The sequence below is a fragment of the Legionella resiliens genome (assembly GCF_021344005.1).
In the GTDB taxonomy this organism is placed as follows: domain Bacteria; phylum Pseudomonadota; class Gammaproteobacteria; order Legionellales; family Legionellaceae; genus Legionella; species Legionella resiliens.
Genome location: NZ_JAJTND010000001.1, coordinates 459,557 through 482,956, shown reverse-complemented (window position 1 = coordinate 482,956; position 23,400 = coordinate 459,557). Strand labels below are relative to the sequence as shown.

Below are 23,400 nucleotides of genomic sequence, written 5' to 3'. Positions count from 1 at the left end.
TATCGCTGTTGAAGATAGAGTATAAGTGCCACTTAAGGATAGAACGATGTTTTTAAAATTATTTAGGCCCCACTCCCCTTCATTAATTAAAGAAGTCCATGCCGCACATAAGCCCAATCTTTTTTCAGGCTCCATCTCTGGAAGCAGGTGGCGGCATAAAAGCATGGCACAAACCTTAGATTGGATTACTGATGCGAATAAAGCCATGGAATTACAAAAACAGGCACAATTAAATTTAAACCAATGGAACAAGAAAAAGTTATCTTTACCGAAGTCGGTTGAAGTACTTCATAAAGATTGGGGGCTTGCAACACTCGAAGCAACCCAAAAACATGGCGTGCCTTATACCGTGCTGAATATGGCAAATTCAGTTTTCCCTGGGGGCGCCGCTTTGGAAGGAGGAAGTGCCCAAGAAGAAAATATGTGGCATCGAAGTAACTGTGCTCAATCGTTACTGGACAAAATCGTTTATTTAGATGAAGACTCTAAGACATTTCGCTACAATGAAACGACAAGAAAGCTGTTAGAAGCCAAGTTAAAAATGACCGATGAGGAATGTGAGGCTTTAAGAAAACACCGAGGGGAAACAGATTCCATAGTATATAAAGTATTATTTAACCGAGAACCCAGGGTATGTTTCCGGGGACCAGAAGTAAAACTTATCACCAGTGGTTTCGATGACTTTACCTCAAATAAACCTCTAGCTGACAGCGGGCTGAGTTATACTTTTCTTTCCCAATCCGATATTTTTCCATTCTATGAATTAAGATCAGCTGCTCCAGAGCTTTCTTCTGCGCCTCAAGCATTAGATCCTGAAACTCTAAGAAACTACACGGCAGATTTGCGCCGACGTATTGCAGCCCAACTCGACACCTTAATCCTTGAAGGACAGCGCAATATCATTTTAGGTGCTTGGGGCTGTGGGGAGTTTAAAAATGATCCAAAAATAGTGGCACAGATATATAGTGAAGAAATTGAAAAACGAACTCATTTTTTCGACCATATTGTATTCCCCATATTGAACACAGGTTTACATGACAACCATGGGATTTTTGCTCAACACCTCGACGGTATGAAACTTGGAAATACACATGTTCTAGATAGGACTCTTAACCTCATGTAAATGCATTTATGGCCCATTTAAAATTGATTGAGCAGTTTGTCCCGATAAGTTGGGTCAAAATGACCTGAGGGATCGTCAGTTTTTCATTTTAAATTTCTCTACGTACCGCGCTTTATGCGCGGTATCCAAAGCGATATTTTAAGATGCCGCTGAGCACTTCTATAGCAAGATCCCCTGGATACCGCGCATAAAGCGCGGTACGTAGCAACTGATGGCATTGCAGCGCAACTTAATACATTAATTCTTGAAGGAAAACACTGATTTTAGGTGCTTGGGGTTGTGGTGAATTTAAAAATGATCCAGCACTTGTAGCAAAAATATATGGTGAAGAAATTGAAAAGCGGACTCATTTCTTCGACCATATTGTGTCCCCCATACTGAACACAGGTTCACATCATAATAACTAGCCCTATTTGGGCAGCAGCTCAATGGTATGAAGCTTAGAAGTGCAAGTTCCATTCATCTGCTTCAGTTAACGCCTTTTAAACTGATTCATGGCGCACCAAAAACAGATTTATAAGCTTGTCCAGCCGAGCCTAAAGTTTTGAGCAGAATATTCTGCTCTTCCATTTTTTGTACACAAAAATTTAATCTTTTTTTATACTCGCCATTTTCATCACTCAATTCTTGCCTCCTCGCTTGAATATACAAATAAATTTCACAATCTGTAGTCTTTGGATGGGTTTCTAAGTAAGTAATTAGATCCCTTGCTTCAATTAAGTGGGTTTTTTGCGTGAGTGCATTAAATCGATAAGGAAGGTAATCATTAATCACGTGACACACATTATCTCGGATTGATAAATCGTGATTCCAGGTAAACCCAGTAGAGAAAGCTCCTTTTAAAAACATAAATAACTCCTTTTGTTGCATTTACAATACAATTTGTACGTTATTTAGGTTAATTGATTCCTCGGGTTATGTAAATAATTTACATAAATAGTTTAAAAAAATATTTAATGTATTAATTTAATCGCTATCGTGCTTATTTTCTACCAATGTTTGTGATATCTCAAAATACATGGACATAGCTGGGCCTATCTTTAAATTGGACTTGTAAGGCTAATACGATCTAACCTATTTGACAGCTATATATCAAAGCTAGAAATGTGGCGCATGATTGTTTTATTTTGGTCTGAATGTTAGATTATTGTCCTTTTTGATGTGATGACCCATGCTTTTGAATAACCCTGAATGAGTACTATCGAATTAATAAATTATACCGATTTGGTTAATCAGATTTGTAACGATCTGTTTAAGGTAATAGGTATTAATCATTTCAGCTATGTCGAAATAAATAATCAAGGTAATTTGATTTGGTTAGGAAGCGACCGTAATTATTTGGAGAAGTGTATTAACCAACAATTGGTTAATAATGCACCTACTAGTATTTTAAAAACTTATCCTAAAACCGGGTTTTATCTAATTGACGTTTATCAAGATGAATACAAACAATATAGTTTACCTGTATTTCAATTACTTAATCATTTCGATTATGGACATTCGTTTCGGATATTAGAAATTGCTGATAATTACACCATTAGATTGTATTCTTTTGATGCACCGCTTGGAAAGCAGGATATGAACCATGTTTATTTAAATAATCTCAACGTATTTAAAAAATTTAACCTCTATTTTGAAAACCAAATTGCGCCCATTCGTAATAAAATAAACCAAAGCCATCTTCAAGAAGATCAATATTCTGAATTTACTAATTTATGGGATTTAACATTGAGACACAATAATTTTATAGAGCACACTTTGCCAGCAACTTTTTATTCATTAGAATCTAAAATTCAAATTACTCCTCGCGAAAAAGAAGTATTATTTTGGTATTTCAAAGGAAAAACCTCTGATGAAACGGCAAAACTACTGAATGTATCCAGACGAACTATTGAACGGCATTTTGAAAATTTACGCGAAAAGTTTGGTTGTTTTTCTAAAAGCCAAATTGCTTTAAAATTAATGGCTTGAATTGTCCCCTTCCAGCTCCAACATAGAAATTACCCAACTTAAGTTATGTTTACCAAAAACACAAGCGCGTGGGTAATATTACGCATGTGACATGCTTCCAAAATGAATTATATTTTAACTAACAATTAACTTATTAATTATTTAGAAAAAAATATGAACTCACGCATTACCTACTTTCAAGAACAAATTAATCTTATTCATGCGATCTATTTACTATTAGAACAATCCTATGACTATTTACGCAGATTTGATTCGCAAAGCCCTCATGAGCCTAATGGAATTAGTCAATTATTAAAAATTAAACAAGTATTGGAAGAACATACGGGACTTGTGAACAATTTACAAGAAATGCTAAAGGAGCTAAAGCAACAAAAAGATAACAAATCAGCTTTTAAGTCCCTGAGTGCCGAGATAGGGATGCGAGTAGAAAAACTACTGGTTGACATCATTGATCTAAGCTGCCCTGTTTCATCTCAAACGGTTTTCAAGAAGCAATATAGTATGCTTCTCGCGAAAACCTTTAGCTCACTGCAGTCTGAAGAAAAATCTTTGGTGACCCAATTTACTTCAACTCTTACTGGCTCCCCCACGATCAAACAATTTAAAGTGGGATTAAAAAAATACATTGCCGAATTGACTCTGGCAATTCAACAAAAACAAAAAGTCATTGAGCGAGAGTTGCCTCAAGAAATACAAAACGAATTAATTACAATTAGGGCTGGTAGTTTTAGTAAATTACCTAGAGAAATTACAGCATATGTTACTTCTTTTTTCAAACCAAACGATCTATGCAGACTCTCAGAAACAGGCCAGTTTTTTAGAAAAATAACAGAGATTCCCAGAGCAAATTGGAAGACTTCTTTTGAAAAAAGCATAACCCCAATCATTGTTAATCTGATTGGTGATACAGATATTGGCATTAAAAGCCTAATCTGTCGGCTTGCCGAAAACAAATTTATTGATTCGAATATGACACAGATTGAGAAAAGTCATGTTCGGAATGATAAAAAATATGGATCACTGTTATTGCGTTATCAAAGCCCTTTAGTTCAAGGACGCGATTATCCAATGACTCATAACGCGGCTCCTTATTATAGAAAGCAATATATGGGAGATAAAATTCATCTTCTGTGCTTTGATATTAGTTCTCGCGAGAGTTTTAATCATTTAAGATTCTGGTACGAGGATCTTTTTCGATATAACGAATATAATCCTCGATTCAGGTTTTTATTCGTAGGATTAAAAGGCGATGCTGATTCGGCGCGACAAGTAAGCAAGCAAGAGGCAACAGAACTAGCAGAAAGTTTCTATACAGTTTATATCGAAACATCCGCGAAAGAAGAGATTGGGCTAGATAAATTAAAATTTCAAATTATCGAGACTTACATGGAAAGCCATAAGTCCATGCTCGTAAAACAAAAAGAAGAATTCCACTATTCTGCAAAGCCTTAAATTAATAAGAGGGATCTGTGGACAATGAAATCGAGTAGATATAAAAAATCAAACTATAGGCTGGGCTGTTAAGCCCAGACAGTATCTACGCTTGCTGGCTAATGGCATAAAATGAATTATACCATTAGATTTATGTTTACAAACAAGATGGTGTTTGATTTATTGATGGCTGAGTTGATGAGATAATCGGTTCTTTTTTATGAGCAAATACCCCAAGGTGAGCTGTCTTACCATGTTGTTCTGGTGAGGAATTGAGATTACCTATCAAATCAACATCTTGTTTTTCCTCGTTTTCTTGTACGGTTAATTGATTGAATTTCTTGATGGCTAATTGGAGAAGCTTATTTGGCTGATTAGATGTCGCTGCAGTGTCTACCAGTGTTTTAACAGCGGGGATCCGTAATAAAAAACATAAATCATCATTAAGTCTATGGTCATCGCGTCTAATAAGATTACATATTATGTAAAAGCAAGATTTGATTTCATGAGCCTCAGTAAGATCAAAAATAGCATGTGGGTTTATTTTTTTAAGTGCTCGTCTTGCAGCTTTTAAATCAGCAAGTTTGTGCACTACAAAAGGAGAGGTATATTCATGGAACGTCAATGCATCATCTGCAAACTTAAAAAATTCAGGGTGAGTAAGAAGGTGATTTATTACCTTAATATGCCCATTTTCGCTGGCCTTGCATAAAAGCATAAAAGTCAAATGCCCATCGACCTTGATCAGGTTTTCCACCAACTGGGGTGCTTGTTTATCCATGAATTGGAGTACATCGAGATGACCATTTATAGCAGCCTGGTAATAAGTATGGTATTTGTTGTCCACCCTGAGTGATGGTTGTTGCTCCTTAATGTGTATCAGTAGATTAAGATGTCCCTTTATAGCAGCGAGCTCAAAAGATTCAGAATAGTAGTCACGTTTCCTCTTTTCCTCCATCTGATAAGGTAAATAGGGTAGAGAAAAGGTTAAACTCAATCTTAGGTTATCAAAAATAAATTGAAAGAAGTAAGCCATATATTCAAAAAATGTAAATTTAGGATAAAACGCTTTTTTTTCAAGATATCTAAATGTCTCGATCTGGCCGTTTTCAGCTGCCTCTTTAAGCGCCCAGCTATAGATATCATAGTCTCTTTTTACCGATCTACTTCTTTTATCTTCTAAATCCTCAAAATGCTTTAGTATCGCTAAATGACCATTTGCAGCCGTACTACGGAACGGCTTATAAGCATGGTAACTGAACATGACTAATAGTTTATCAAGATGAAACTTACTTGTTATAGCTTTAACCAGAGATAAATTTCCTATTGCTGAGGCAAGAAAAAGCATATCCTCATCGGAAACTGTGAGTGTTCCACCTATTTTCCATAACTCCTCAGAAGTAGCCTCTGGATGACCCAATGCTATGCATACCCACGTGGCCCTATTTAATCGATCCTGTTCTTCTTTAGATGAGGCTGTATTTTGATAAACTTTTTTAATTAATTTCCGATAGTCCAAAAGCTTAGTAAGGGGCGCTTGCATTAGCTCAATCTGTGTTTCAGTGATAGCATGGTTGAATACATCATGTTCAGTCCATAAATTCAAAGGTATTATTACTGCGTGTGGGTGTTGTTTCTCAGAAGATTCTGATTTTTGATCAAGTTTAGAAAGCATTAAACTTCTACCTTAGTTAAAACGTTGTAATCATACGCTGCTCTTGATTATCTCTGAAATTGATTATTTGTATAAGATGTATTCAAATTTCTTATACTTATGTAAGAAGACTATTACGAGTAGGTAAAATCGCGATTCCTTTTAAACGAATTAACTTAAATCTAATATTCCACTTGGATGTTTTATTAAGCGAACACCTGTGGGGTCAGGCCTTGAATTTTGAATTACAACCACGTGCCAATAAAAAACCGGTACAATTCACAATTCAAGGCCTGACCCCATTGATGCACCTTGACGGGCTAAGGACTTTTTTTCGAGATGCTTTAAAAGATAAAGCTCTAAAACAAAAAATAGACAGTCGTATAAAAAATGTTTATCAGCAATTTGGATTTAATCAAGAAGACATTACAGTTTAATGGATTATAGTACTAAAAGACCATCCCAAACTTCGACACATATTCGACACGCAGAATTTAATTTTTAGAGGGGAGACGCAAGAAGCCTTGATTTAATTGGCTCCCCGGACAAGACTCGAACTTGTGACCTAATGATTAACAGTCATCCGCTCTACCGACTGAGCTACCGGGGAATAGGGTCGGAATCTTAAAACGATTCTGATTGAGGGTCAAGTAGATTTACTAATAATTTTTTAAAATCTGCTTTATTTAGGGGTATCCTATTCGCTGTCGCTTCTAATGGACACCTTTTCTTCTAAAAAGAGAAGGTGTCCTTGCTTCTTTTAACTGCAAAAACGTTGTAAGCGGTTCAGGGCATCTTGTAATGTTTCCATACTGGTTGCGAAGGATAAACGAATGCAGCCTTCATTGCCAAATGCAGATCCGGGTACTAAAGCAACGCCGGCTTCGACTAACAGCTTTTCGGAAAACTCAAGGTCATTGGCATAGCCACGCTTTTCTATGATTGCTTGAACACTTGGGAAAATATAAAAAGTACCATCGGCTGGAATTACCTCTACTCCAGAGATTTCTTGCAATCGGGAGGCCACAAAGTCATGTCTTTGACGAAAGGCTTTTACCATTTCTATGACACTCTCATTGCCGCCTGTTAGTGCGGCTACAGCTGCTCTTTGGGCGATGGAACAAGGATTTGAGGTCGATTGAGACTGGATGGTTTTCATCGCATTCATTAATGGAGCGGGGCCTGCTGCATAACCGATGCGCCAACCGGTCATGGCATACGCTTTGGAGACACCATTTAAGACAATGGTTCGGTCATATAGTTCGGGACATGCATTAAGAATGTTAGCAAAGGGTTGGCTCCAGAGAATATGTTCGTACATATCATCGGTAGCAATAACAATCTGTGGATGTTTTTTTAAGACTTCACCTAAAGCCTTTAATTCATCTAAGGTGTACGCTACCCCTGATGGATTGGAAGGACTATTTAAAAAGATCATGCGCGTTTTGGGGGTGATTGCTTCTTCGAGTTGTTGCGCATTGATTTTATAACGTTGTGCTGGGGTTGTAGAAATAATCACCGGTATTGCATCAGCCAATAAGACCATATCGGGGTAAGAAACCCAGTATGGCGCAGGAATAATCACTTCATCACCTGGATTAAGCAGGGCTTGGCAGAGATTGTAACAGCTTTGTTTGCCGCCCACTGAAACTAAAATTTGATTGGCTTGATAATCAAGACCATTATCTTTTTTGAATTTATTTTTAACGGCTTCTTTAAGCTCGGGTATGCCATCAACAGCTGTATACTTGGTGTAGCCTTGATTAATGGCAGCGATAGCCGCTTCTTTAATGTAATTGGGTGTGTCAAAATCAGGTTCACCAGTACCCAGATTAATGACATCATGCCCTTGAGCACGCATTTGGGTAGCCTTTGCTGCTACAGCCAAAGTAGGTGAAGGCTTAACTTTTTGCACGCGTTTTGCTAATGCGATATCCATTTGTTGCTCCTGTGAGATATACTAATAAGATATGAAAGATTTATTTAAAATATATGCCGATTATAAGCCCGCTGGCGACCAGCCGACCGCCATAGCCTCATTAATTGACGGCCTGAAATCAGGTTTATCCAAACAAACCCTTTTAGGGGTTACTGGTTCGGGCAAGACTTTTACTATAGCACATGTTATTCAAGCCATGCGCCGTCCCGCTTTGATCATGGCTCCCAACAAAACGCTTGCTGCTCAACTTTATGGCGAATTTAAAGCATATTTCCCTGACAATGCGGTGGAATATTTCGTTTCCTACTATGATTATTATCAGCCAGAAGCTTATGTGCCTGCTTCGGATACTTTTATTGAAAAAGATTCATCCATCAATGAGCACATAGAACAGATGCGTTTGTCTGCAACCAAAGCCTTAATTGAACGTAAAGATGCGATTATTGTCGCAACAGTTTCTGCCATTTATGGTTTGGGTGATCCTGATTCCTATTTACGTATGGTATTACATCTTTCCCGTGGAGAACAATCCGATCAGCGTAAAATTTTAAGACGACTTGCTGAAATGCAGTACACTCGCAGTAACTTATCCCTGGAGCGTGGCCAGTTTCGCGTGCATGGAGATATTATTGATATTTTTCCTGCCGACTCGGAGCGAGATGCAATACGCATCGAATTATTTGATGACGAGGTGGAAAACATTGCTCAGTTTGACCCACTTACTGGGGAAATTCTGCGACGTGTACCCCGGATCACTATTTTTCCTAAAACCCATTACGTGACACCACGTGATCGTATTTTGCAAACTGTAGATTGGGTCAAAGAAGAATTGCAAGAGCGCCTGGCTGAGTTTAAGGAGCAGAATAAATTAGTCGAAGCACAGCGTTTAGAGCAACGGACTGTTTTTGATATGGAAATGATGCTGGAGTTGGGTTATTGCTCGGGCATTGAAAACTATTCCCGTTATTTATCGGCGCGTGAGGCGGGTGAACCCCCTCCAACTTTATTTGACTATTTGCCAGATGAAGCATTGCTGATTATTGATGAATCCCATGTCACTGTCCCCCAAATTGGTGGGATGTACCGAGGGGACCGCTCCCGCAAGGAAACATTGGTTCAGTACGGTTTTAGGCTTCCTTCGGCTTTGGATAACCGGCCGTTACGCTTTGAAGAGTTTGAAGGGCGTTCGCCACAAACGATCTACATTTCAGCAACCCCAGGTCCTTATGAGCAAGAACATTCTGATAATATAGCCGAACAGGTAGTGCGTCCCACAGGTCTTGTCGACCCGGAAGTAGAAATTCGACCTGTACGCACCCAGGTCGATGATTTAATGTCAGAAATTCGTTACGTGAGCCAACAAAATGGACGAGTTTTAGTGACCACTTTAACGAAACGAATGGCAGAGGATTTAACCGACTATTTGAATGAACATGGCATTAAAGTACGCTATTTGCATTCGGATATCGATACTGTTGAGCGGGTTGAAATTATTCGTGATCTGCGTCTGGGAGTCTTTGATGTTTTGGTGGGGATCAATTTGTTACGTGAAGGTTTGGATATGCCAGAAGTCTCCTTAGTTGCTATTCTTGATGCAGATAAAGAGGGTTTTTTACGTTCCGACCGTTCTTTGATCCAAACTATAGGGCGTGCAGCACGTAACATGAAAGGACGTGCCATTCTTTATGCTGATAAGATGACTGGCTCCATGCAAAGAGCCTTGGAGGAGACTGACCGAAGACGTGAGAAGCAAAAAGCATTTAACGAAGCACATGGAATCACACCCAAAGGGATTAATAAGTCCATAAGCGATATCATGGAAGGTGCTTATCACGGAAAACGTAATGCTGCAGTTGCCGAACCAAGCCCGGAATACGTACATTGGTCAACACAGGAATTAGTGAAACACATTAATACATTGGAAAAACAAATGTATTTGCATGCAAAAAATATGGAGTTTGAAGCGGCAGCCAAGGTTCGAGATGAGTATCTTTTATTAAAAGAGCAATTAATAAACAGATAACCTAATAGGCCAGTAATGGATCATATAAACTGGTAGAGAAGTTGTTTCCTCTCTAAAGAAAGAGGAAACAGGTTGTAGAGTTTTAATGACAATCGATCCTGGAAGAAGAGAAAAGCATAAATCCCATTTATTGTGATTTATGCTTTGGTCATTCAACTTATTGTTCCTGTTCACAAGAAGATGTTGGTATTATTTCAACATTTTCAAACGTCTCTATAAAATCCTTAAATTGCTTTTTATCGAATTGATTGTATAACATTAATTGTACATTATAGTGTACCTGCCCTTTTATTAACCTGGGCAGTAAATACCCAATTAATCCTGGTACGGCATTCGCACTATCCATATAATGTTGTGCTTTCTCCAGACACTCAAAGGAGCTTTTTAATCTACAAACTGTACCTGGGTTCGCTTTCTCATTAAGTATCTGTGTTAAAATCGACTTATCCATAACTGTAGTATCCTTGACTGGTTAATTGGGCATCATTAATTTCATGTTCACATAAACTACGAACCTCACATGCATTTGGTATTTCAAATCTGAGATTACCTACGTGCGGATCTTTTTTGTGGATAAGCTGTGAAATAAATGAAGTAATGAGTAATTGCTTTATAGGAGCAGGCAACTCTTCATTGATATCAAAGCGACCATCTGGAGAGAGCAAATCAAAAGCAGGGAACATTATATGAGGTAAAATAGCAAGCGCTTCTTCTATACTGAACGTTTTTGTAACACAAGTTCCTGATTGTTGAGGTAACCTTAAAATAAAATCACCTTGTTTTGCGTCTAATGAACACTCGTTGTCTCCAGGGGTAAAATATTTCCCTTTAGCATAGCATAGTGCACTCATGTACCAACGGAGCCCACCATTTAAGCATACATCAGAAGGAGGAACTACTTGAGTCATTAAACAGTTGCCTTGTGCTTGCTGCATTTTTATGCTGGAAGCGATATATTTTCTAAACTGTTCTTCCACGTTCAGCAGTTTTTGAAAGGCGCAATGCGCTCGTTCATGGAGGACACACAATTCATCCCTACCCACATTGTTCCTTTGCCCCTCGAGTAACTCTCTATAGCGTTCGCTGAACTCGATTGATGCTTGAAGTGCCTTTCGGTCATATTCATGGATCATTCTTACTGCAGTTGGATCACCATTGGCTTGCAAAAATTGATTCATATCCAAATTAAAAGGTGACATTATGTTAAAGCCAGCTTCTGGATTGAGACAACCATCTTTTTTGTAAAATATGGTTGTGCATTTTTGTCGCCCGAAAGGAAGCATTGGACCTGCAACTTCTTGCTGATACAATAGACCATACACTTGATTAAAATCCAGTTTCGATGCAGGCCCGTATAAAGGTGCTAATAAAGCAGTTCCTTGGCTAGCCCAATGTTCTAAAACGACAGCTCCATTTTCAGGACCTTTAGACAATCCGAAAGCTAACGCAACCGGGATGGATTGAGTGAATGATCTATATTCAGTGAGGCCAGTTAAATGCACAAGAGCTTCATGTTCCCTCTCGTTCGCATATTCAGACATATTAAAAGTATCTTGATGAGGTTTCACTTTCTCCGAGAGTGACGTGGGGATAGTAAATATACCTCCGTCTGTTGCTTGTCTACTCAAAAAAAGGTTGAGGAGAGGATATCCACGAAATGCAGCCTGACCAGGTTCAGATGCAATAGGTACGGATTCGGATTCAGAAGTGGGAGAATATGAAATACTTCTCTGATGAAGCCCGTGCTCCATATTATAACATCGTAAAAGGGCTTCTGTCTCATTACACCAACGTTCATCAAAACCTTCAATTCGTGTATTAGGTCTAAAAAAGTGACTACGCGGACTTATACGTCGACCCATTTGTCTAACGGGTAAAAAAAAGCGAGCTAACATACTACTTCTCCTATAATTGCTTAAATATTAAGATTTATATTGTTTAAATCTGTATATTTATTATCCAGTACAAAGCTTATAGGGACTTGAATTGATCTACGCATTTTTTACTTTATAGGGGTAAAGAACGACGATTTAACGATCGAATGAAAGGGTTAATTTTGCATTAATACGGGGATTGACTTGTAATTCTTTGCCAGCAGCTTGAGTCATTTTTGATATGTACCATTGTAAATGGATCCCTGCTTACACAGGTGACAGGGACCAAATAAGTTCAGATATTTCCCTAAGTTAAATCGAATCTTCTCTACATCGCTGAAAAACCAGTCCACCCCCGGCTTGTCCGCGGGATCCAGAGGCTCTTAGCTACTGGATCCCGCGGACAAGCCCTGAACGATCGTCAGTTTTTTAAATTTTTCATGTACCACTTAAGTTTCTCTACGTACTGCTTTAAATTTCTCTACGTACCGCGCTTTATGCCTGAGAGATGGTCACTTTTTGTGACCATCTCTCAGGGACAAGCCGGGGGCAGAGATGTGCTCAAGAGACAGCAGTTAAATAGGGGAAGGATTTATAGAGGAGTTTGAGGATGGGCTTAGCTCACCTTCTAGCTTATCCACTAATTTTGTGCAATGTACACCATCTGTAACAATAATTTTACCTACTAATTCTTCATTCGGTACATTGGTTTGTTCCCGCATGGAATTCATTCCTGCTAAAGAATAATACATAGATGCTTCATCGCTGCTATGGGGCGGCAACCCTATCGCGCCTTCATTTCCAGGACGGCTAATACTATCACCGCATATTTGCGTCGCCAGATAAGCTTCCTCTGCATTGCTTAAACAAGGGGTCAATTTCTGAACCACCTTAATTCGAGGATGCTCTATCTGTGCAGGGTAACTCATATCCTTGCCATAATTCATATAGTAATCTAAATCGTCTGGATGCATATCGAAGCGTTTCATTAAGGAAGGAAAATTAATTAATTCAACTTTATTAATTTTTTTAAGCGGCAACGTGCTTAACAATTCATTCAAGACTTCCAGATATAAGGATTCTAATATACTCTCTAATGAACTAATGCCAAAGGCACCTAAACCAAGACCTTTTAGTCTGATTACACCGGGCTCCGGCATCAAGAGATCGCTTGCCATAAGCGTTTGTTTCAGAGTATGTCTCAGTCTGGTTTTATATGCATTGACATAGAAATTAGCCTCTTTAAAGCCATACTCTCCCTGCGGCAATTTAAATTTAATTAACTGGCATGCTTCCTTTGGCTTAGGTCCTTGCGGGTATTCATCCCCATAGAGATCTTGGGCCACAGACGCAAAACCATGGTGATTTAACGCTTTCGTTCGCCTATCATAATGTGGGTGTCCTGGTTTCTCATCAGCATATTCCAAGCACATTAATGCATCATAGTGTAAACTTTGTCCATTTCTTAGCTCTGGGCCGACTGCGTAATTAATCAATACTGGTCCCAAATGCGCTTGTTCTAATTCGTGAAGAGCATTTCCCGAACGGTAATGTGGAACTACTCCATTGTTTCTATATCGTACTCCATTTTCAATGGGCAAAAAATAACCATTGGCAGAAACCAAGTGGGATAATGCGCTTTCTTCCATGGTTAAATAATGTTCGTATAATTTACTTTTATCCTCTGGAGTGCCAACAGCTAATAGTTTATCGCGATCAGAAAGATGGCGCAGAGGCTCAATTAACTCGTGATGACCGTCTCGATAACAAAGCAGCCGACCGTCTTGATATGCAGCCTCATATCGTGCTTTGATTAATCGACATATCATCTCTTCAAAAGTGATTTTACGATACAGATTTCCAAGAAAAGTGTGCTCTTGTTGTTTTGCTTTATAAAATTTCTCGAGTATCGGTAAATGTTCCTCTAAGATCAGCTGATAACAACTCTCATCCAATAGGTTTACGAATTTAACCTGGTCTTGCGTTAAATATTTTCGAAAATCAAATAAACTGCTTTTTATGGGTCGTTTGTTGAACCATGCGTTAAACATTGAGCCTAGTGATTGCTCTTGAGTTAGAGCATCTAATAATCTCTTTCTTATTTCCAAAGTTTCATGGTGTAGCTCTTTGCCTTTGAAATTAGGGACGTGAGAAGAGGGTACATTATGAGAAAACATGGAATGGCGGCGTACATAGGGCATGCGGGATCTATTCATCGTTCTTGAAAACATAATCGTCCTTTTTTAACATAATGGAAACATTACTTATTTATCCATTTATTATCCAATCTTAAGCTTATAGAAAACTGAATTAACCTACGTATTTTTTGCTTTATAGCCGTGACAGGTTAATGGAAACAGAGCCTGGTTAAAGGGAATTTTAATTTTCTAATGCCGAGTACATTGTGGAACAATTTGTGGGGCAAGCTTAAGTAATGCGTGCTGGGAATCCTACTTATTGTTTGGATAAGTTGAATGAGAAGATAGCCCGACAGGCATGGATTATGAACCCTGGAGTTCAAGTGGGTAGCGGATGAGTCGGTTCAGGCTTCCCACTCAAGGTGGGCTTGCACAACGCCGGCTTCAGGATGCTTCCCATGCTGTTAGCATTGGTTCTAAAATCTCTTGCTATCGGGTTAAGCTATTATACCATGGCCATCTTGCTTGAAGTCAAGAATGGCGAGCACATACTCGATTGACCTTTTGTTGAAAGGAGTGATGCCCATTTGATTCCCAAGAATTTATCGTTTACCATGTCATGGCAATGTCAACCAAAATTCGTTCTTCGTATAGGACAACCAACATAAGAGGTTATGATGGTAGCAACTGCATCAAATATGCTTCCATTGGGGAGTAAGGCACCTGATTTTACTTTAGTGGATACTCGCAATGATCAATGGGTTTCCCTGGCCCAGATTAAATCACCCATTGCTACGGTGATTATGTTTTTATGCAATCATTGCCCTTATGTGAAACACATTCAGACAAAAATAGTAGACCTGGCTGAAACATATCAGAAAAAAGGAATTCAATTTGTGGCGATCAGTTCCAATGATGCAGAAAAATATCCCGCAGATGGTCCAGAAAAAATGCGGATTGAAGCAGAAGTATTTCATTATCCATTTCCTTATTTATACGACGAGTCCCAAGAGGTTGCCTTAGCGTATCAAGCAGCGTGCACTCCTGATTTTTATATTTTTGATAAAGATTTGCGTTGTGTTTATCGTGGTTGTTTGGATGAATCAACACCTGGGAACAACAAACCAGTGACTGGCTCCCATTTACAAAATGCCCTGGATAATATTCTTGCTGGAGAACCAGTAAGCCCCGAACAAAAACCCAGTATGGGATGCAATATTAAGTGGAAGGATCGTATGTATGGATAATACAAGCCCTACTCAAGATGGGCTTGCATAACGCCGCTTTCAGAATACTTTTCGTGCTGTTAGCATGGGTTCTAAAATCTTAAGCTGATTATACTATGGCCATCTCGATTAAAGTCGAGAATGGCGCTGGTCTTATATCTATAATGATAGGTGTTCATCTTCTCTATCTTCATCATCCTCGTTTGCAAAACTCCATGCATCTTTAAGCTGAAAGAATGCATCTCTATTATGTTTCGAAGAATGCATGCTCAATGATTTAAGCTTATCATGAAAGAAAGAGGAAATTTTATCAAAAAGTGAAGGCACCCCATCTTGCATTTCTTCCAAAATCGACAACGTTCTTCTAGATTTTGGGGTTTCGTCTCTCCCAAATAAGTTTTTTAGACGAGTCAATTGAGTTTGAATTCCATGTTTTAAAGTGTCAATTAGCTCTTCTAATTTATGGTTTTGTTCACTTCTTTTGGGTGGATCAACGATCCCCAAGCGAATTATTTTTTTATACTTTGTCTTTGAAAGAAGTGGGCTGGGTTCGAGGGAATTATCGCTAGGTTCATATTTTTTCGAAATAGCATCATGCTCATCATTAATTTGTTTTTGTGTTTTTGGGGCAAGCTCTGCTTGATTCCTGTTTATTTCTTCTAACAACATATAGTCAGGTAGATGCGACTGTGAGGTAGTCGCTTTCTGACAATTCCCAATGGTTTTCTCCATACCAGCTAATCCACTACAGCCCTTGACTTTTCTTCCTTGGCTATCCAGAACAAAAGAATTTTTTTCATCTGTACTGAAGGTAATATCAGTCACAGTGAAATTTAGCGGCAGGTATGCACCTTCTTGTTCACAACGCGCCCTTAGGCCAACTAGGTTGTTATATAATTTATCGAGTTCTTTTAGAACTTTTTGTGTATGGGTTGATAGCCCTTCTTTTGTTTTTGCCAAACGATAGACCGGGGCTTTTTGGACTGCTGCATAAATTTGACAAGCAGTATCAAAATTATTTCGAGCAACCAATTTTTCAGCCATTAGAAGATAACGTTCTATGGCAACTGTCCGTTCATCCATTGTACTTTTTGCAAGAATGTCATTGAGCACAAAATCAGCCACTTTATCATAGCTCTGAAAGAGTGCTCGCGAACGATCTCCATCGACGAGCATCTTGCGACGTTCTGCTTCAATATAATAGTCGAGGGGCATAGATTCCATCTGTTCAATAGCTGTTATTTGCTCTGATGATTCTTTTCTGATGAGTTCAATGGCCTTGTCTGCTTCCTCTTGGGTAATTTTTTGCTTCTCGACCTGTTCGCTTATCTCCGCTATTTTTTTTGCGGTTTCAGTCTCAACTGCTTTAATAGCCAGTTTTTTCGCTTTTTGGAACTTGTCTTTTGTCGCTGCAGCAAGAGCTTTTTCGCGAAAAAACTCATCGGGCATATCAAGTACTTCCAAAATACCTTGAGCATAAGCTTTTGAGCCTTCAGTGGTGATTGCTGCAAAAGTATCCATCATTCTATTCATTAGATATCGGTTTATATGTTTTATGGCTCTCATTTCACGCTTGTTTAAATGTTCATCATGAAGGAACAAGGCATCAAATGCGTCCCGAAATTTTGAAAATCCATGGATATTAATCAAGTTTTGGCAATGTGCTTTGAAATCATCGATTTTGAAAGGACGAAATCCGGCAATCAAAATACGTAGGGCTTCTGGAAGCTCTGCTGTCAAGAAGTCACCGTCCCTAAGTGGATCATCATGTGTCGTGTCTTCTACGAGATAACTTAAATCATCCAGGTCTTCTTCTAGCGTATCTAAAGCTTCGAAAACCCTTGTTTCATCTTCAATTGAAGAAGATTCAGTCGATAGTTCCAATTCTGTGAATAATTCACTAAACTGCATAAAATCCTTAGCGACCTGTCTTCTTTTAAATCGATTTGCTTCTTTAAACCGCATATTATCACCTTATTCGATATACTACCTGTATAAAAAGTATAGGCTAAAATAGGTTCTTGACTGTTCTAATAGTGATCTTATTGTAAAAAATAAGGGAGAGAGTCATTTCGATTTAATTTAATTACCCATTAGGAAGCAAGGAATCTGATTTTACTTTAATTGGTACACGAAACGAACAATGGGGTTCTTTTGTTAAATCGTCCGTTGCAGTGGTGATATGTTTCATTCACAAGAAAATAGCTGGGTTACAGCTATTTTCTCCAGTTGAATCATAATTACATTTTGCAGTGGACTTCTTGTCTGTTTTCTTCGGGTTCTTCTTTCATAAGCTCTTTTCGATTAAACCAATGATTAAAAACATCAACCCCGTTTGCAGCTCCAAAAATTGTGGAGGGAAGTGGTGTGACGGCTTTAAATAAAGCATCCAATCCTCTATAAGTATTTAATGCGATCGCAACATCCTTAACCATTTCGGGAGTCTGCTTACACATTAAAATGATAGCGGTAAGCGCATGAATAGAAATATCAATGGTATATTCAGAAGGATTGGCATTTGGGTTATTCCACAAATCATACAATACTGCAAGACTTGTAAGGCCATTGTAAATGATGCAAACATTCCTCAGATTAATATATTGTCTGAAATTATCAAAAAATCTAGGCATTATTCTTTCCTTAATCTATGTAATTTAAAATCCTCTACTAAAATTTTTTAATACTTAAAATTTTAGTAACCCAAGTCTATCATTATTACTAAAACTATAACCGAAAGATAAAAAACAAACGGGTACTTTGCTTCTCTGCACTGAACGGGACTTTTTATGAAAAATTAAAATTTTTCAGGATCAGCCATTTCCCAATGTGCTTTATAACTCTTAGGAATATCAGGGCCTAATAGTTGACCCGGTGTAAGATACTCATAAATTTCATTAAAGGATTTAACCTCTTGCACGTTTACTCGTCTCATGATGTGAATGGGTTTCAAATCGCTGGGGTTATCTAAACCAAGTGACCCCACCATTTCTAAAAAGCTTTTTATGGTGTTTTTATGAAAATTGGCTACTTGATGTTTTTTCTGATCGACAACCAAGCCATATTGTAATCGTTTATTTTGCGTCGCCACCCCTGTAGGGCAGGTATTTGCATTGCATTGTTTGGTCTGCAGGCAACCAGCAGCCATCATCATCGCTCTTGCTGCATTGCACATGTCGGCGCCTAAGGCGATATTGGTAAGTAAATCAAATCCATTTGCAACTTTACCACTGCAAATGATGTGTATTTTATCCCGTACGTTAATCCCCACTAAGGCATTATGTACAAAGACTAAACCTGCTTCCAAAGGAGTTCCGATAAAATTAACGTATTCTTCTGGGGCAGCGCCTGTTCCTCCTTCTGCGCCATCAACGGTGATAAAATCAGGTAAGATGTTGGTTTTCAACATCGCCTTACAAATGGCAAGAAATTCGTCTCTACGCCCTAGACATAATTTAAACCCTATGGGTTTGCCATGGGATAAGTCACGTAATTTTTTTACGAAATGCAGTAACCCTATGGGGGAAGTAAAAGCAGAATGAGCCATCGGGGAAATTACATCGTGACCCATAGATACTTTTCTTACTTTAGCGATTTCTTCGGTTAATTTGGCGGCAGGTAATATGCCTCCATGAGAAGGTTTGGCTCCTTGAGATAGCTTGATTTCTATCATTTTTACTTCTTTACGATTGGCTTCAACGGCAAATCCTTCTTCGTCAAAATTTCCTTGTGCATCGCGGCAACCAAAATAGGCCGTTCCGAATTGAAATACCAAATCGCCGCCTTGCAAATGATAGGAACTTAATCCTCCTTCACCAGTAGCTTGGAAAAACCCACCTATGAGTGCCCCTTTATTCATGGCCATAATTGCTTTGCCAGACAGTGCGCCAAAGCTCATGCTGGAAATATTCAATCGTGAGGCATTGTACGGTTGCAGACAATCTGGACCTCCTACCATGATTCTTGATTCAACTTCTGAATGATGCTTCGGAGCTAAAGAGTGGAGTGCCCAAGTATAACCAACACTTGAAATATCGCGTTCCGTACCAAAGGGAACTGTATCACGTGTATTTTTTGCACGCTCATAAATGAGTGAACGTGTTTCGCGATTAAATGGGAGTTCGCTTTCATCAGTAGCAATAAAATATTGTTGAATTTCTGGGCGAAGAAATTCTAGAAGATAGCGTACATGACCTAAGACTGGGAAATTACGGAGAATGGTATGTTTTTGCTGAATCAGATCATAAATCCAGATTATAATAAGGGGAATAAGAAAAGCGATAAACCATTTGATGCTATGAAACATAGCGAAGAGGGCGAGCATAATTAATAAAGCTACCCCAAACCCTATATACCATTGGCGTCTCATGTTAAGTCCTTTTAGTCAAAATTGGTTTCCTCTTATTCAGACCCGCTTACAGAAAGCAGAAGAATTTTTTGCAATCAACAGTAAAATTAATCTAATTCTGGAATACGTTCCGCCATGTCACCACCTACCATCTTGTTGATTTTATTTTCCAGGGAGTTAATAAATTGTGTCACCTGATGTTGCTGATGTGCCTGTTTGTTTTTGCATAATATTAATTCATGGCTGATGTCAAGTGCAGCAAGTAACAAAGTTTGGAAATTGTCCAGCTGCTTTGATTTCTTTTTATTAATCATTATTTGGTTATTTAATTTCTGCACTGCAAGCAGTAAATTAGGTTCTTCGCCTTCTGGGCACTTAATTTCATAAGTTTTATTGAGTAGTTTAACAGTACACGATTTCATCTGCGTCATGATAATAAGACCTTTGCAATTCCATAGAGAGCTTTTATGAATAGTAACAATTTTGCTCGCAAGCAGCAATTAGTAGGGTGAACGCTGGCATTAAATCGGTTATCATGGGTATTTTCTATAAATGAGTTGAATATGTCTGAAGAAAGAGAACATTTGCATTTGCCCGAATATGATGAATTTTCTGCAACGATTGCTGTTTTGATGTTGCACATATCTGCGAGTTTATTGCATGGAATGATGTGTGGCTACTTGTGTGCCGGGGCTGACAATCAAGGCGAGACATATTTACGTGCTTTATTGAATAATAAAAAGGACGAAGCCAGCCGTAATGCTGTTTTAGCCATGTTTTCGGTTTTTTCTATAAGCCAACAACAAATTAATACCATGGATTTTGAATTTGAAATGATGCTGCCTGATGATGAGGAATCCTTGCTGGTACGAGCGCAAGCTTTTAGTGAATGGTGTGAAGGTTTTACTCAAGCCTTGACTTTGGCTGGCATTAGCGCCAATCAATTTCATGAAGAAGAAACGCAAGATGCATTTCAGCATCTTATTGAGTTTGCTGAACTTGATTGTGATACATTGGATGTAGACGAAGAAGATGAACGTGCGTTAATGGAAGTCAGCGAATACGCACGAATGGCCGTGCTTCGTTTACACAGCGATTTAGTAATGAATGAGAAAGAACGTGGCGGTCATACTGGAATAACTCATTAAAAAGGATGTTACTATGATTTCCCAACACGAATATCAAGCAAGAAGGAACAAATTGGCGCAGAAACTGCCTAAAGACAGTATCGCCCTTATTCCTGCTGCTCGCGAAGTATTACGTAATGGTGATGCACATTACCGTTTTCGACAAGATAGCCATTTTTATTATTTAACTGGATATAACGAGCCTGATGCATTGTTGGTTCTTATAACAGGAACGAATCCACAGAGTATCTTATTTAATCGTTCACGTAATCCTGCAGAAGAGCAATGGACCGGAAAACGTCTAGGACAGGATGGGGCATTGTCCGAACTGGGTATGCATGCCGCTTTTCCCATAGACAGTATTGCCGAAGAATTACCCAAATTATTAAATGGAAAATCAGCGATTTATTATGCTCTTGCCCGAAATGCAGAAATAGAAAAAACCATCATGCACTCAGTGGCGGCGCTTAAGGACCAGGTACGACGAGGAGTTAAAGTTCCTGACCAGTTGTGTGATTTGGAGCCTATCTTAGGTGAAATGCGCTTATTTAAAAGTGATGCCGAACTGGAATTAATGCGCAGGGCAGCAAGTATTTCCGTTAAAGCACATAAACATGCAATGCGTCGTTGCAAACATTTGGAACATGAATATGAGCTGGAAGCAGAGCTTGTTTATGAATTCAGTCGCCATGGTTGCCGCAGTGTGGCCTATGATCCTATTGTAGGCGGGGGCGAAAATGCGTGCATACTCCATTACACAGAGAATAGTAAACCCTTACATCGAGGCAGTTTGGTGCTTATTGATGCAGGAGGGGAGTATGAAAATTATGCTGCTGACATTACGAGAACATTTCCAATCAATGGTAAATTCAGTCCAGAACAAAAAGATATCTATGAATTGGTACTCAAAGCACAAAAAGCAGGAATCGCGGCAATTAAGCCCGGCCTGCCCTGGAATGCAGTGCAACAAATTATGGTACGTATTCTAATCGAAGGACTAAATGAGTTGGGCATTTTGCAAGGAGATGTGGACGAACTAATTTCTAAAGAGGCTTATAAACCGTTCTACATGCATAACTCTGGACATTGGTTGGGACTTGATGTTCATGATTGTGGTCTGTATAAAATTGATGGCGAGTGGCGCCCTTTAGAACCTGGAATGGTTTTAACTGTCGAACCAGGGTTATACATTAGCTCGAATACTCCAGGAGTAGATAAACGCTGGTGGGGTATTGGTGTGCGTATTGAGGATGATGTAGTTGTAACAAAAACAGGTCATGAAGTGTTAACTGCAGCATTACCTGTGGATGTACATGAGATTGAGGCATTAATGCGTGATTAATAAAGAAATTGATATATTGGTTATTGGTGGAGGTTTAACAGGTGCAACCCTAATGCTTGCTTTACAGGAATTAGGCTATGACACTTTGTTGGTAGAGGCCAAGCCGTTTAGTGATAAAATAAAATCTGATTTTGATGCACGATCCTTAGCACTCTCACCTGCAAGCCGGCGTATTTTAAATATGCTTGGAGTTTGGGATCTCCTCAAAGATCATGCAACGCCCATAAACACAATCCATGTTTCCGATCAACATCATTTTGGGATATCGCGTCTGCAAGGTGAATTGAATGCCCCGTTGGGCTACGTGGCGGAAATGCAACATATAAATCAGGCTTTGCATCAATTATTACCTCATGACCGACTTATTGCTCCGGCGAGCTTGCACTCTTTGGATTATGAGAAGCGTTCAGCAATAATTCGCACGGATTTCGAAGAACTAAATATTAGTGCACGTCTTATTGTTGCTGCAGATGGCGCACAATCTGCGGTACGTCGTTTGTGTTCGTTATCGGCAAAGACCAAGCTCTATGGTCAACAAGCGATTGTAGCTAATGTGGGTTTGCTTAAGCCGCATGAATACCGTGCTTATGAGCGTTTTACCGCGCGTGGGCCTTTGGCACTTTTACCGATGCAAGAAAACAGAATGTCTTTGGTTTGGGCTGTTTCTCCCAAGGAGGCAGAGCATTTGTTGTCTTTATCTGAGGCTGAATTCTTAAAGGAACTCCAACAGACTTTTGGTTATCGTTTAGGTCGTTTTGCTAAAGTAGGCAAACGTTTTTCTTATCCTTTACTCCAAGTGTTAATGCCAATGCAAATCAAATGGCCAGTAGTTTTTGTAGGCAATGCCGCACATACGTTGCATCCGGTAGCTGGGCAGGGATTTAATCTGGGGCTTAGAGATGTGGCTACTTTGGCACAATGCATTGCTGAGCAAGGGCTCAATGCAGAGATGTTGCACCATTATGTACGATTAAGATCGCATGACCAAAAAATTATTACCCGTTTAACAGATGGTTTAATTCAAGTATTTACCAGTCGTTTCCCTGGATTAGGTGTGGCGCGTGGGTTGGGATTGATTGCTCTTGATAATATTCCTGCTTTAAAAAACCTTTTAGCACGATATGCGCGAGGATTTGGAGGAGTGATTCCTGATTTGGTTTGTGAGATTGCTTTGCCAAAGCTACAAGAACAGTTATGAAGGAAAAGA

19 protein-coding genes, 1 tRNA gene and 1 other RNA gene are annotated in these 23,400 nt (G+C 39.0%); 9 read left to right on the top strand and 12 right to left on the bottom strand.

Features of this window, described 5'->3' with window-relative positions; genetic code table 11:
• Positions 1–46 precede the first annotated feature (46 nt).
• Positions 47–1,123, top strand: coding sequence for a poly(ADP-ribose) glycohydrolase domain-containing protein (locus LXO92_RS02060; protein WP_182351099.1), 1,077 nt, complete (start codon positions 47–49; stop codon positions 1,121–1,123).
• Between the two features lie 492 nt (positions 1,124–1,615).
• Here the strand turns inward: LXO92_RS02060 and LXO92_RS02055 are convergent, their stop codons facing one another.
• Complete coding sequence (locus LXO92_RS02055; RefSeq protein ID WP_182351098.1) at positions 1,616–1,972, bottom strand: hypothetical protein; 357 nt, start codon at positions 1,970–1,972, stop codon at positions 1,616–1,618.
• Positions 1,973–2,314: 342 nt separating this feature from the next.
• Here LXO92_RS02055 and LXO92_RS02050 point away from each other — a divergent pair, with 342 nt between their 5' ends.
• Positions 2,315–3,094 carry a helix-turn-helix transcriptional regulator gene (locus LXO92_RS02050; RefSeq protein ID WP_182351097.1) on the top strand — a complete coding sequence of 260 codons (780 nt, stop codon included), beginning with the start codon at positions 2,315–2,317 and terminating at the stop codon, positions 3,092–3,094.
• A gap of 153 nt (positions 3,095–3,247) precedes the next feature.
• Complete coding sequence (locus tag LXO92_RS02045) at positions 3,248–4,546, top strand: hypothetical protein (protein ID WP_232890325.1); 1,299 nt, start codon at positions 3,248–3,250, stop codon at positions 4,544–4,546.
• Between the two features lie 136 nt (positions 4,547–4,682).
• On the opposite strand, the gene LXO92_RS02040 is transcribed toward LXO92_RS02045, so the two are convergent.
• The gene (locus LXO92_RS02040; protein WP_232890324.1) at positions 4,683–6,200 is read right to left on the bottom strand and encodes a hypothetical protein; all 1,518 of its coding nucleotides are present in this window, start codon (positions 6,198–6,200) and stop codon (positions 4,683–4,685) included.
• Positions 6,201–6,412: 212 nt separating this feature from the next.
• On the opposite strand from LXO92_RS02040, the gene LXO92_RS02035 reads away from it, so the two are divergent.
• Positions 6,413–6,616, top strand: a complete 204-nt coding sequence (locus LXO92_RS02035; protein WP_232890323.1) for a hypothetical protein — start codon at positions 6,413–6,415, stop codon at positions 6,614–6,616.
• 97 nt (positions 6,617–6,713) lie between these two features.
• Here the strand turns inward: LXO92_RS02035 and LXO92_RS02030 are convergent.
• Together LXO92_RS02030 and LXO92_RS02025 are read right to left on the bottom strand one after the other, a co-directional pair.
• Positions 6,714–6,789: transfer RNA gene (locus LXO92_RS02030), tRNA-Asn, on the bottom strand.
• Between the two features lie 150 nt (positions 6,790–6,939).
• On the bottom strand, positions 6,940–8,118 hold the full coding sequence (locus LXO92_RS02025) for a pyridoxal phosphate-dependent aminotransferase (RefSeq protein WP_182351093.1): 1,179 nt from the start codon (positions 8,116–8,118) through the stop codon (positions 6,940–6,942).
• A gap of 31 nt (positions 8,119–8,149) precedes the next feature.
• Here LXO92_RS02025 and uvrB point away from each other — a divergent pair, with 31 nt between their 5' ends.
• Positions 8,150–10,141: an excinuclease ABC subunit UvrB gene (gene uvrB / locus LXO92_RS02020; protein ID WP_182351092.1), complete on the top strand. Its 1,992-nt coding sequence runs from the start codon at positions 8,150–8,152 to the stop codon at positions 10,139–10,141.
• A gap of 157 nt (positions 10,142–10,298) precedes the next feature.
• On the opposite strand, the gene LXO92_RS02015 is transcribed toward uvrB, so the two are convergent.
• The 4 genes from LXO92_RS02015 to ssrS form a co-directional block, all read right to left on the bottom strand.
• Positions 10,299–10,592 (bottom strand): hypothetical protein, encoded by a 294-nt coding sequence (locus tag LXO92_RS02015; RefSeq protein ID WP_182351091.1) that lies wholly within the window; start codon positions 10,590–10,592, stop codon positions 10,299–10,301.
• A complete protein-coding gene (locus tag LXO92_RS02010) occupies positions 10,585–12,036 on the bottom strand; it encodes a hypothetical protein (protein ID WP_182351090.1) in 1,452 nt (483 codons plus the stop codon). Before LXO92_RS02010 ends, LXO92_RS02015 begins: the two co-directional genes overlap by 8 nt.
• Before the next feature lie 554 nt (positions 12,037–12,590).
• Complete coding sequence (locus LXO92_RS02005; RefSeq protein ID WP_182351089.1) at positions 12,591–14,246, bottom strand: hypothetical protein; 1,656 nt, start codon at positions 14,244–14,246, stop codon at positions 12,591–12,593.
• 249 nt (positions 14,247–14,495) lie between these two features.
• A non-coding RNA gene (ssrS, locus tag LXO92_RS02000) (6S RNA) lies at positions 14,496–14,655 on the bottom strand.
• Between the two features lie 175 nt (positions 14,656–14,830).
• Between ssrS and LXO92_RS01995 the strand changes: the two genes are divergently transcribed.
• A complete protein-coding gene (locus tag LXO92_RS01995; RefSeq protein ID WP_182352903.1) occupies positions 14,831–15,400 on the top strand; it encodes a thioredoxin family protein in 570 nt (189 codons plus the stop codon).
• Positions 15,401–15,538: 138 nt separating this feature from the next.
• On the opposite strand, the gene LXO92_RS01990 is transcribed toward LXO92_RS01995, so the two are convergent.
• From LXO92_RS01990 to LXO92_RS01975, 4 genes are all read right to left on the bottom strand, one after another.
• Positions 15,539–17,344, bottom strand: a complete 1,806-nt coding sequence (locus LXO92_RS01990; protein WP_182351088.1) for a RasGEF domain-containing protein — start codon at positions 17,342–17,344, stop codon at positions 15,539–15,541.
• A 275-nt stretch (positions 17,345–17,619) separates the two neighbouring features.
• Positions 17,620–18,009 carry a hypothetical protein gene (locus tag LXO92_RS01985; RefSeq protein ID WP_182351087.1) on the bottom strand — a complete coding sequence of 130 codons (390 nt, stop codon included), beginning with the start codon at positions 18,007–18,009 and terminating at the stop codon, positions 17,620–17,622.
• 164 nt (positions 18,010–18,173) lie between these two features.
• Positions 18,174–19,745 carry an FMN-binding glutamate synthase family protein gene (locus LXO92_RS01980; protein ID WP_232890322.1) on the bottom strand — a complete coding sequence of 524 codons (1,572 nt, stop codon included), beginning with the start codon at positions 19,743–19,745 and terminating at the stop codon, positions 18,174–18,176.
• Between the two features lie 86 nt (positions 19,746–19,831).
• Positions 19,832–20,155 (bottom strand): cell division protein ZapA, encoded by a 324-nt coding sequence (locus tag LXO92_RS01975; protein WP_182351085.1) that lies wholly within the window; start codon positions 20,153–20,155, stop codon positions 19,832–19,834.
• A gap of 132 nt (positions 20,156–20,287) precedes the next feature.
• Between LXO92_RS01975 and LXO92_RS01970 the strand changes: the two genes are divergently transcribed.
• Genes LXO92_RS01970 through ubiH form a run of 3 tightly spaced genes read left to right on the top strand, consistent with a single transcriptional unit; the run spans position 20,288 to position 23,391 of the window.
• Positions 20,288–20,872 (top strand): UPF0149 family protein, encoded by a 585-nt coding sequence (locus LXO92_RS01970; RefSeq protein ID WP_182351084.1) that lies wholly within the window; start codon positions 20,288–20,290, stop codon positions 20,870–20,872.
• Positions 20,873–20,885: 13 nt separating this feature from the next.
• Positions 20,886–22,193, top strand: coding sequence for a Xaa-Pro aminopeptidase (gene pepP, locus LXO92_RS01965; RefSeq protein WP_232890321.1), 1,308 nt, complete (start codon positions 20,886–20,888; stop codon positions 22,191–22,193).
• Positions 22,186–23,391, top strand: coding sequence for a 2-octaprenyl-6-methoxyphenyl hydroxylase (gene ubiH / locus LXO92_RS01960; protein WP_232890320.1), 1,206 nt, complete (start codon positions 22,186–22,188; stop codon positions 23,389–23,391). Before pepP ends, ubiH begins: the two co-directional genes overlap by 8 nt.
• The last annotated feature ends 9 nt before the right edge of the window (positions 23,392–23,400 follow it).